This window comes from Mesorhizobium sp. P3_B5 (assembly GCF_056402815.1).
Genome location: NZ_JBFUGR010000009.1, coordinates 194,261 through 205,104, shown reverse-complemented (window position 1 = coordinate 205,104; position 10,844 = coordinate 194,261). Strand labels below are relative to the sequence as shown.

Annotated in this window: 10 protein-coding genes and 1 riboswitch; all 10 genes read left to right on the top strand. The window is 62.3% G+C overall.

Features of this window, described 5'->3' with window-relative positions; translation table 11 throughout:
* Window positions 1–1,817 (top strand): VCBS domain-containing protein (locus AC1DVW_RS22480; protein WP_477325974.1); only part of this gene is annotated, 1,817 nt, incomplete at its 5' end.
* Between the two features lie 60 nt (window positions 1,818–1,877).
* Complete coding sequence (locus tag AC1DVW_RS22475; protein ID WP_477271446.1) at window positions 1,878–2,249, top strand: hypothetical protein; 372 nt, start codon at window positions 1,878–1,880, stop codon at window positions 2,247–2,249.
* A 54-nt stretch (window positions 2,250–2,303) separates the two neighbouring features.
* Window positions 2,304–3,041 carry a lytic transglycosylase domain-containing protein gene (locus tag AC1DVW_RS22470; RefSeq protein WP_477325972.1) on the top strand — a complete coding sequence of 246 codons (738 nt, stop codon included), beginning with the start codon at window positions 2,304–2,306 and terminating at the stop codon, window positions 3,039–3,041.
* A 102-nt stretch (window positions 3,042–3,143) separates the two neighbouring features.
* On the top strand, window positions 3,144–4,343 hold the full coding sequence (locus AC1DVW_RS22465) for a type 1 periplasmic-binding domain-containing protein (RefSeq protein ID WP_477325970.1): 1,200 nt from the start codon (window positions 3,144–3,146) through the stop codon (window positions 4,341–4,343).
* 33 nt (window positions 4,344–4,376) lie between these two features.
* Window positions 4,377–5,084 carry a thermonuclease family protein gene (locus AC1DVW_RS22460; RefSeq protein ID WP_477325968.1) on the top strand — a complete coding sequence of 236 codons (708 nt, stop codon included), beginning with the start codon at window positions 4,377–4,379 and terminating at the stop codon, window positions 5,082–5,084.
* Between the two features lie 279 nt (window positions 5,085–5,363).
* Complete coding sequence (locus tag AC1DVW_RS22455) at window positions 5,364–6,116, top strand: GGDEF domain-containing protein (RefSeq protein ID WP_477325966.1); 753 nt, start codon at window positions 5,364–5,366, stop codon at window positions 6,114–6,116.
* Window positions 6,117–6,617: 501 nt separating this feature from the next.
* Window positions 6,618–6,733, top strand: a riboswitch (guanidine-I (ykkC/yxkD leader).
* 100 nt (window positions 6,734–6,833) lie between these two features.
* Window positions 6,834–7,898: a putative urea ABC transporter substrate-binding protein gene (locus AC1DVW_RS22450; protein WP_477325964.1), complete on the top strand. Its 1,065-nt coding sequence runs from the start codon at window positions 6,834–6,836 to the stop codon at window positions 7,896–7,898.
* Window positions 7,899–7,990: 92 nt separating this feature from the next.
* Entirely contained in the window at window positions 7,991–8,815 is an 825-nt protein-coding gene (locus tag AC1DVW_RS22445; RefSeq protein ID WP_477325962.1) for an ABC transporter permease, read from the top strand.
* Entirely contained in the window at window positions 8,812–9,621 is an 810-nt protein-coding gene (locus tag AC1DVW_RS22440; protein ID WP_477249126.1) for an ATP-binding cassette domain-containing protein, read from the top strand. Before AC1DVW_RS22445 ends, AC1DVW_RS22440 begins: the two co-directional genes overlap by 4 nt.
* Window positions 9,622–9,634: 13 nt before the next feature.
* Window positions 9,635–10,843 carry an agmatinase family protein gene (locus AC1DVW_RS22435; protein WP_477325960.1) on the top strand — a complete coding sequence of 403 codons (1,209 nt, stop codon included), beginning with the start codon at window positions 9,635–9,637 and terminating at the stop codon, window positions 10,841–10,843.
* The last annotated feature ends 1 nt before the right edge of the window (window position 10,844 follow it).

Here is a 10,844-nt window from a genome sequence, read left to right as displayed (position 1 = left end):
CGGCGGTGGCCAACTCCAACAACGTCAACGAAGGCGCGCTGCTGACCGTGACGGCGGCGGCGGGCGTGCTGGCCAACGACGTGGCTGGCGCCGACGGCTTTGCCGCCGCTGGCGGCGTGGTCGGCGTGCGCGCCGCGGGCGCCGACACCACGACGGCGGTGATCACCGGCGCCGGCACCAACATTGCCGGCCTGCACGGCACGCTGCATCTCAACGCCGACGGCTCCTACACCTACCAGTCGACGGCCCACAGCATCAACGCGAACACGACGGACGTGTTCGTCTACACCATCAAGGATGGCGACGGCGACTTGTCGACGACGACGCTGACCATCAACCTGGCCGACATCAATGACGCACCGGTCGTTGCAAACACCCAGAACTGGATGTCGAGCGACCCGGCGCAGCAGACGCTCAGCACGCCCAGCTACCCGAATGGATATCCGCTGCTGGTCTCGATCCCGACAGACGCGGATGGGGACAACCTCATTGTCACCGCCACCGGAACGATCCCAACAGGCACGTTCTATTTCAACGGCGTGACCTATGTTGCCCTGACAGCCGGCACGGTGCTCTACAATCCGTCCGGCAGCATCAACCTGCTGGACGACTTGGTTTATCGGCCAACCGCATCGCAAACTGACACGGTCAACAACAACCTGTCGCTGGACGTCTATGACGGCCACACCCACGTCGCGCAGACGGTCGGCATCCACGAAGTGCCGCCGAACAGCCTGCCCAGCGACACGTCACAGATCGGCAACGGCAGCAGCCCGCTTACGTCGGGAAATGATCAGGTGACGACGCTTGGTCTGTCGGCCGCGACAGTGAACGCGATCCTGGCAGATCCACATAGTGCGACGGTGGTGGTTTATACCGACTTCCAACAGCAGCCGAATACGATACCTATTCCCGTCGGCGAACGAGACCCCGGAACCTTCAACGACGGCAGCGCCGGCTCTCATCGCGAACAGGAGGTTCAGGTAGAAATCAGAATCGGCACCAATCACTTCGCCGTCGTCGAAGACGATCTGACCGCCGGAACATTCGAGCAGACCTGGTTCTACGATGCGACAACAGGCCAGATGAAGGCTACGGTCGACTACGACCACATCTTCCTTCTGGACGCCGCCGGCAATGCCACCGCTACGACGCTTGCCAGCTACCTGACCGCGCATCCGCCGACAGCCGGTGACACCTGGACCCTGTCCTACTTCGACAATAACGGCGGCAACTGGCAAGCCCGCAACGTCAACTTCTCGTTCTTCTCGCATGATCCTGGCGATCCCGGGATCACGGTGAACGGCGACGCGACGCTGGCCGACCAGATCTATGGAACGTCCGGCATCGATAATCTCAACGGCAATGGCGGGGATGACGTCATCATTGGCCGGGGCGGCAACGACTTCCTCAGCGGCGGAGCCGGTAACGACCTGATCAGCGGTGGCGACGGCAACGACCTTCTCATCGGCGGTCTCGGCCAGGACACCATGACCGGCGGAGCGGGAGCCGATACGTTCAAGCTCGATGGCCTGGACATCAAGGACCTTATCGTCGACTACAGCGGTGTCGGCGGGCATGGCGACAAGATCGATCTGACCGCCCTGTTCGACACGGCACCTGGCGGGGCCAATGTCGGCGACTTCGTCAACTACGATGCGGCGACCGGAACGCTCAGCGTCGATGCAAACGGCACGACCGGCGGCGCCAATTTCGTCGACGTAGCCACGCTGACCAACCATCCTGTGTCCAACACCATCACGCTGCTCTACGACGACGGCATAGCCCAGCACACGACGACGGCAAACGTGGTTTAACGGCATAGCGCGCGGCCACGCGACTATGTTACATATTAGGAATATTGAGGGGAGCTCATCATGAAACGTTCTGCAAGACTGCTGGTTTCCGCTGCGACGCTGTTGCTGGCAGTCGGGTCGACGGGCTATGCCGCCGACATCATCGAAGGTCCGTCGGTCGACTATTGCCGCACCGTGGGGACGTCCAACCTGGTGCTGAACGACAACATCGTCGATCTGAAGGAGCAGGTGGTGAAGCTGATGGACGAATCGGTTGCCGCCGCCAACAGCTCGGAATGGATCAATTCGTCCCGGCCCGTCTTCGTCTGGGCATCGGAGGCCAAGGTCGCCTGCGGCATGGCTTACGGCTACCTGAAGACGAATTACAAAGACGAAGATACCCTCAACAAATGCGAGTGTTTTCACGATCGCATGGTCGAGTACATGCACTGACCGGAAGGGCAAAGGCGCGCCGGCTGGCTGACAATGATGGCCGACGGACCAATCTTGGGCGCGATCGCTGGTGCGATCGCGTTGGTTGGTTTTAGCCAAATTGCCACACAAGCCCACGCCAACTGGTTGGAACGACCGTTGGCCGGGAGATACCAACCGTCTCATCCGACACTGCCCGTTCGCTGTGATGCCGCCACGCAATGGACACGAGAGACGTTCAAGGCGTTTGCCAGCTGTCAGGCATCGATCTACGGCCTGGAGCCGGTGCTGGCGCATGCCGTGATGGAAATCGAGAGCGGATTCGATCCCGACGTGCAGGGCGCCGACGGCGAAGTCGGCCTGATGCAGGTGATGCCGGCAACGGCGCGAATGCTCGGCTTTCGAGGCTCGCTCGATGAACTCGGCCTGCCCGCAACCAACATCGCGCTCGGCGTAAGATATCTTGCGCAGGCGAACAGGATCGCCGCCGGCGACCTGTGCACGACAGTCATGAAGTATCGCGCCGGGCACAATGAAAGCCGGTTCTCGGCACTTTCGGTCCGCTACTGCCGGCGCGCGCGTGCAATCCTGGTGAGGGAAGGTTTTGAGGTGACGGGGCCTTTGCCGGTGGCGACATTCGGCTTCTCCGCATTTTCGGCCGGAGGCGACGACAGCGCCCCTCCCCAGGGAAAAAGGGTTTGCGTGCGCCGGGTGTTCGTTCCCGGGCCGCGATACATGAAATGCGCTGATTATCGAAGTGCGGGGCTAGCGAGCCGGATCAAGGCGCTCAGAGGCCGGCTCTTCGACGGCTAAACCATGACCCAGGAATTACGAGACGGCGATGCAAGTCCGCCGTAGGATGAGTTGACGATCAGACCGGGAAGAGCACCCGGCGGCATATAGGGTGGAGCATTCATGCAAGCTGGCCGACAGGTCCGTTGTCTGCGGACAGGGGCGATCGCATTTGCACTCGCTGTACTAATGTCGGGTTGCCAGTCGAAAGGCAGCGTTTCCGATGCTCTCGACCCGGCTGCGATTGCCGCGCCCGGAGCGCAGGCCGGCGGCGCCGTTGCCGGTCCGGCCCAGGCGACCCAGTCGCTCGGCACGGGGTCAACGAAAATTACGATGCTGCTGCCTTTGTCCGCTGCCGGAACCGAGGGGGAAAACGGCAGGAAGATGCTCGATGGCGCCAAGCTAGCGATGGCGGATCTTGGCAATGCACTGCTCACGGTCACGGTCGAGGACACCAAAGGTGACAGCGCGCACGCCAGCGATTTGGCCGTGAAGGCGATCACGACGGGGTCGAAAGTCGTTATCGGCCCTGCCGAACTGCCGGCGGCCCAGCACATCGCCAAACTGTCGGGGTCGACGCGGCCACCGGTCCTGGCGCTCGCCGACAATTTCGCCGGTGGTCCGGGCGTCTATGCCGTGTGTCTCAGCGAGGCCGACAGCGCGGCCGCGGGGGCCGCAGGCATCGCGGCGAAAGGCTTGAAGAAGTTTGTGCTGCTCGTCGAAGCCGGCGCAAATGCCAGCGCCGTTGAAAAGCGCGTCGCCAACAGCCTCAGCATCTATGGCGCGACGCTGGCGGTCACACTGCCGTATTCGGCAGGCGACGGCGGCACCAAGGCGGTCGCCGACTTGGGCTCGCTCGTGGACACGCCCGACGCGGTCATCGTTGCCAGCGGCGACGACAGCCCGTCGCAGATCCTTGCCGCGTTGAAATCGAAAGGCATTCCGGGGAAGGCAATCGCAGTCGTCGGAACCAACCGCTGGCTGGAATATCCGATGGAACCGCTGTTCGAGGGTGCCTATATCGCCACGCTCGATCCGAGCGAAACCGGGCCGATCGCAGACCGTTTCAAGACGACCTACAATTACCCTGCCGACACCAATGTCGCCTACGCCTATGATATGGTTGCCTTGACCGCGGGAATTGCCAGCGCAGTCGGGCCTGGTGGCTTCAGCAAGCAGGTTCTCGAAAATCCGAGCGGGTTTCGCGGATCGACAGGCCTGTTTCGGTTTCGGGCGGATGGGTCCAGTGAACGATCGATGCCATTTTATCAGGTTCAAAAGGGTGCGCTCAAACTGGTCGCCAAATCGACGTCCGGTTTCTGACCGGAAAGAAGCCTTTGGGACCATCTCGAGCTGATGGCCAGGCTGGGCCGAAACCACCTGGTAATCGCGCTCGGAAGCCTCCTGCTTATGGGCGGAGCCTTGCTGATCATCCAGGCCAAGGCCTTGTTTTCGGCTGATCAGGCTCTCCCGGCGCTGCCTCGGGCTCTTGACGGCAAGCAGGCAACCCGACCGGTCGCGGCCATTGCCGGTGCTCAACGGCGTGGACCCGCGCGCAAGATTGCTCAAAACTTCATCGCTCCGCCGCAACTCGACCCGTCGGAGATCGAGCGCGTTGAGCCGCGTCCGCCTCTGAGTGACCTTGGCCTGGCTATGCCCCCGGAAACGCCGATGCCGGACGATTGGCGCGAGATCCTGCTTTACCGTCCGATTGCCACGTCGTCCGCGATCTTCCAATCCATGGGTCGGACGGTGGTCATCAGTGGAGTCCAGAGCGTCGATCCGGATAAGACCTGCTCGCTTCACGATGTCGCCTCCTGGCCATGCGGTCAGCGTGCACGCGCAGCTTTCAATTCCTGGCTGCGCGGCCGGGCGCTTAAATGCTTCGTGCCACCGGAAATCGACCGTTTTACCATTGCCGCACCATGCAGGCTGGGCAAGCAGGACGTCGGCGCCTGGCTTGTTTCCAACGGCTGGGCGACGGCCTTGCCGAGCGGCATCTACGGCAAGGCGGAGGCGACGGCCAGGCGCGCGGAGATGGGCATATTCGGCCCGCCTCGATAGTCAGCTCGTCCTTTTGAACCTCCATGCCACCATCACCGGACGGAGCTGGAGCAACACAGCCGGACAAGGGAACCGTGCGACGGTTGTTCAGGTGACACCGATGATCTTGTTAACTGCCAGGGCGCGCAATTTTCCTCTGAGCAGTATCAGCTTGCCTTCTTGCCTTGTGGCCAGTTGGTTAGAGGCAATTCGGGCCAATTCATCAAATTTTATTGTTTCTTCAAGCCAAAATTGTAACTAACCGGCCTTATACCAGCCTATCTGACAGGAGATCGGTTAGTGACAAAAGCGATGGCGAACACCTCCGCCCAGGCATGGAAAGGCGTCGCATGGCTGACCTTTCTCGGAACTGCGGGAATTCTGGGCGTTTCTCTTGTCCTCAACTATCTGCTGTTGTTCGCCGAAGGGCTGACGCCATTTGGCCGCAGCATGATCACGGCAGTTCTGTTGCCTGTCGCCGTTGGCGTCCCGCTTTTTCTATTCATTGGTTTGAAGCAGATTGAGAGCCGTCGTTATCGACAGGAACTCAACAAATCGGCGACCTTTGACAGCCTGACAGGCTGCCTGAACGGGGCGGTCTTCACGTCGATGGTTGAAAGGCGAACAACAAGACCGTCAGCGCCGGGTCCGAGGTCGGGCGCCTTCCTGGTCATCCACCCCGAACATATCAGGTCCATCAATCTGCGCTTTGGTCTCGGCTGGGGAGACGAAGCCTTACGGCTGATAGCCGCGACGATCCAATCATCGGTGCGCAAGGAAGATCTGGTCGGTCGCATCGGAACGTCCATGTTCGGAGTGTTTCTCCCCGGCGCGACGGAAGACGATGCCAAGGAAATCGGCGAGCGTATCCGGACCCGCGTGGCGCAAGTCTATTTCGCGCCAAAAGGAACCGAGGATGCCCTGGCTATCAGCGTCGGCGGCGTGGTGTTTGAAAGCGAGCTGCAGTTCGAAGACATGTTCCGGTCAGCGGAATCGCAGCTATCCGGCGTCGAACACGAAACTGGATTTCAATTGTCGCACCTTCACAACTAACTCCGAGACGATCGCGACGAATCTTCTCAGGTGGCAAAGGGTGCGGCCGGCTCATGTCCGCGCCGCAGCATTCTGTGTAAAAATATTTTGCTGAAAGCCTTGGTTTGCTTGGCTTGCGGCCGAAAATCGAATCCCGCTCTCTCCGCCAGTTCCGCGATCACGCTATATCAACTGGCCCGACCTCTGTTAGCTTGGTCCTGCAGCGGACTTGATTTCCGCTTGGCCGGCGCTTCGGGAAACCCCAATCCCAACCCCGCCCCCTGCGGCGCCGGCTATCTTCCTCCTCCTGCCCGGAGAACGACCTGGCGCGCTCCCTGGCTTGCTGCTCGCCGGCTGCCAAGCGGCCGCCCAGGCTCAGGCACCGTGCGCATCCGTTTGCCTAATCTGACGGCGCTGCGATGATTTTTGCGCCATCCGATGATGCGATTGCCTTCAGATCCGGGAGAAAACGGCCTCAGGCCGGCATTCCCGGACTGGCACGCCCCTTGCTTCGTTGTTGATGTGCAGAGCGTCTAGGGTTCCGGCCGTGTCGACCACGGCGCTGGTCCAAGAGACGCGACCGCCAGGGGTGCATTGAAGCATCCGGCGGAACACGGCGGGCCAAAATCCCGGGAGAACCCTGCACGGGTTTGCTGGCGCGAACCTCTCCCGGATGCGCGCTCCGTGAACCCCCAACAGACGTCCGGGCGCAATCCGGATCGCAAACAGGGGTACGCAATGCTTCGCAAGCTGGCCGCAATCATCCTCGCCGCGACACTCAGCCTTCCCTTCATCTCGGCCGCGCAAGCGGCGCCTAAGAAGGACTTCAAGATCTGCTGGTCGATCTATGTCGGCTGGATGCCCTGGGGTTATCTCTCCGACAGCGGCATCATGAAGAAATGGGCCGACAAATACGGCATCAATGTCGAGATCACCCGCATCAACGACTATGTCGAAAGCATCAATCAGTACACCGCCGGCGGCTTTGACGGCTGCTCGATGACCAATATGGACGCGCTGTCCATTCCGGCCGGTGGTGGTGTCGATACCACCGCACTGATCGTCGGTGACTTCTCCAACGGCAACGACGCCGTCATCCTCAAGGACAAGTCGGCGCTCAAGGACATTGCCGGCCAGAAGGTCAATCTCGTCGAGCTCTCGGTCTCGCACTATCTGCTGGCGCGCGCGCTGGACACGGTCGGGCTGGCCGAGAAGGACATCACCGTGGTCAACACGTCCGACGCCGACATGGTCGCTGCTTATGGCACCGGCGACGTCACCTCCGTCGTCACCTGGAATCCGCTGGTCTCCGAAATTGCCGCCATGCCGGGCGCCCACAAAGTGTTCGATTCGACGCAGATTCCCGGCGAGATCATCGACATGATGGTCGTCAACACCGAAACGCTGAAGGACAATCCGGCTCTCGGCAAGGCGCTGGTCGGCGCCTGGTACGAAGCGATGGCGTTGATGACCTCCGGCACGCCCGAGGGCAAGGCGGCCAAGGAAGAGATGGCCAAGGCATCGGGTACGGATCTTGCCGGCTTCGACGCCCAGCTTGCATCGACGGCGATGTTCTTCGAGCCGGCCAAGGCGGTCGCATTCACCAACGGCACCGAACTGCCGAAGACGATGGATCTGGTCCGCAACTTCCTGTTCAGCCACGGCATTCTCGGCACCAATGCACCGAGCGTCGACGTGATCGGCATGAGCTTCCCCGACGGCTCGACGCTGGGCGACGCCAAGAACCTCAAATTGCGTTTCGATCCGGCCTACATGGCCCTGGCGGCGGCTGGAACGCTGTAGGGCGCGACATGCTGGCCAGAGGCACCGGCACCATGAACACTGTGCCCGAGACGGGGATTGACGTCGCGCCCCCGCCCCGGCGCAGGCCGAGGGTGCGGCTTCGCCTCATCAACGCGACGGTCTCGCGCGGCGGAGCCCTGCTGCTTGGGGCGCTGCCGTTTGCCGCCGTGGCGATCGCCTATCTCCTGGCTTCGGCGCAGAGACTGGCCGTCAATCCCAGCGACAAGCTGTTGCCCTCCCCGGCACAGATGTGGTCGGCCTTTTTCGACCTGGCGACGGTGCCGGACAAGCGTTCCGGCGACCTGATTCTATGGGCCGACACGTTTGCCAGTCTGATCAGGCTGTTCGCAGGCGTCGGTGTCGCCACGCTCGCCGCACTTTGCCTTGGCGTCGCCATCGGCTTTATCCCACGCGTCAGGGCCTTTCTGCTGCCCTTTGTCACCGTCGTCTGCGTCATCCCGCCATTGGCGCTGCTGCCGATCCTGTTCATCGCACTTGGCCTCGGCGAAACCGCCAAGATCACCTTGATCGCCGTCGGCGTCGCACCGGTCATGGTGCGCGACATCGCCAACCGGGTGATGGAATTGCCGCCCGAACTCGTCGCCAAGGCGCAGACGCTCGGCGGCAACAGCTGGACCATGGTGCTCCGGCTGGTGCTGCCGCAAATCATGCCGCGCCTCATCACCTGCGTGCGGCTGGCGCTGGGACCGGCATGGCTGTTCCTGATCGCGGCCGAAGCCATCGCCTCGACCGAGGGACTGGGCTACCGCATCTTCCTCGTTCGCCGCTATCTATCGATGGACGTGATCCTGCCTTACGTCGCCTGGATCACCTTGCTTGCCGTCATCACCGACTGGCTGCTGGTGCGGCTTTCCCACTTCATCTCCCCCTGGGCTCATCCGGTGCAAAACAGATGAGCCGCATCGTCGTCCATGGGCTGGAGAAGAGCTACGGCGATGCCCGCGTGCTGGAGCGCGTCAATGTCACCGCCGAGGCCGGCGAGTTCCTGTCGCTGGTCGGCGCCAGCGGCTGCGGAAAATCGACCTTCCTGCGCATCCTGCTCGGCCAGGAACAACAGAGCGGCGGTGTGGTCGTCGTCGGCGACCGGCCGATCGTGCCGGAACCGACGCCGCAACGCGGCATCGTCTTCCAGCGCTATTCGGTGTTTCCACATCTGACCGCCATGCAGAACCTGCTGCTGGTCGAGGACTTTCGCTCCGGCGGGCCGTTCGGCCGCGTCTTCGGCGCCAGGCGTAGAAGCGCCAGGCAACAGGCCGAAACCATGCTGGAGCGCGTCGGCCTCGCCCATGCGCGCGACCTCTATCCGGCTTCACTCTCTGGCGGCATGCAGCAGCGGCTGGCGATCGCCCAGACCTTGCTTGGCCGACCGCAGATCCTGCTGCTCGACGAGCCGTTCGGCGCGCTCGATCCTGGCATTCGTGTCGAGATGCACGAACTGCTGACCGAGCTGTGGACCGAGCACGGCATGACCGTCGTCATGGTTACCCACGATATCGGCGAGGCCTTCAAGCTCGGCACCCGCGTGCTCGTCTTCGACAAGGTCCGCCACGACCCCCAGTTCCCGTCCGCCTATGGCGCGACGATCACCTACGATCTGAAGCTCGACCGCAAGAACCGGGCTTCCGCACAAGACGTGGCCAAAGTGGCCGCGATGGTCGGGACGACCCGACTGGATAGCGCAATTGCGACGACGGCGTCGTGAAGGAGGTTTTTTGATGCACACAGACATCCCAGAACGCCGGCACCGCCGCGCCGGGCTCACCGATAGCCAGCCACGCCAGCGATTCCACCATCCGAACTTCGAAATCCGCGACATGCAGGGCTGGAAGTCGATCGAGGCGGAAGGCAAGCTGCCCGAGGACGGCTGGCGCAAGGAACAGAAATGGGCGCTGGACATGGGCCTGCCGGGATCGGATTCGATCATCGACAAGTCGATCCCGACATTCGCACGCGGCGAGCTGCCGCATTTCGCCGGCATCAACACCTTCCTCAAGGCGCCCTATGTCGAGAATGTCCGCGATGTCGGCAGATATGACGCCGCCGTCATGGGCATTCCTTTCGACAGCGGCACCACCTACCGGCCCGGAACCCGCTTCGGACCGCAAGGCATGCGCCGCATCTCGGCGCTCTACACGCCGTACAATTACGAGCTCGGTGTCGACCTTCGCGAGCAGATGACCCTGTGCGACGCCGGCGACGTCTTCACCATCCCCGCCAATCTCGAAAAGAGCTTCGACCAGATCACCAAGGGCGTCAGCCATGTCGCCTCGTCCGGCGCGTTGCCGATCATGCTGGGCGGCGACCATTCGATCGGATTTCCGTGCGTGCGCGGCATTGCCGACGTGACCTCCAAACGCATCGGCATCATCCATTTCGACCGCCACATCGACATCCAGGAAAAGGATCTCGACGAGCGCATGCACACCACGCCCTGGTACTGGGCGACCAACCTGCCGAACGTCTCGGCCACCAATCTGGTGCAGCTCGGCATCGGCGGCTGGCAGGTGCCCCGCTACGGCGTGGCCGAGGCGAGGAAGCGCGGCACCAACGTGCTGACGATTTCCGACATCGAACAGATGGGACTAGAGAAGGCGGCGGAGATCGCGCTCGAGCTCGCATGGAAGGACACCGACGCGGTCTACATCTCCTTCGATGTCGACAGCATCGATTGCGGTTTCGTGCCCGGCACGGGCTGGCCGGAGCCAGGCGGCTTCCTGCCGCGCGAAGCGCTGAAGCTGCTCGGGCTCGTTTCGGCGCCCGGCATCTGCGGACTGGAAGTGGTCGAGGTGTCGCCGCCCTACGACACGTCGGACATCACGGCGCTGTTTGGTGTGCGGGTTGTCGTCGAGGCGCTCGGCTCGATGGTCGCTCACGGCAATCTCGGCAAGCACAAATCCATCATCGACAAGCCGACGAGTTTTTGAC

What these genes read in the sequence shown, in the direction of transcription:
- AC1DVW_RS22475 (WP_477271446.1), top strand. Translation starts at nt 1,878, where the DNA reads ATGAAACGTTCTGCAAGACTGCTGGTTTCCGCTGCGACGCTGTTGCTG.
- AC1DVW_RS22465 (WP_477325970.1), top strand. Translation starts at nt 3,144, where the DNA reads ATGCAAGCTGGCCGACAGGTCCGTTGTCTGCGGACAGGGGCGATCGCA.
- AC1DVW_RS22460 (WP_477325968.1), top strand. Translation starts at nt 4,377, where the DNA reads ATGGCCAGGCTGGGCCGAAACCACCTGGTAATCGCGCTCGGAAGCCTC.
- AC1DVW_RS22450 (WP_477325964.1), top strand. Translation starts at nt 6,834, where the DNA reads ATGCTTCGCAAGCTGGCCGCAATCATCCTCGCCGCGACACTCAGCCTT.
- AC1DVW_RS22440 (WP_477249126.1), top strand. Translation starts at nt 8,812, where the DNA reads ATGAGCCGCATCGTCGTCCATGGGCTGGAGAAGAGCTACGGCGATGCC.
- AC1DVW_RS22435 (WP_477325960.1), top strand. Translation starts at nt 9,635, where the DNA reads ATGCACACAGACATCCCAGAACGCCGGCACCGCCGCGCCGGGCTCACC.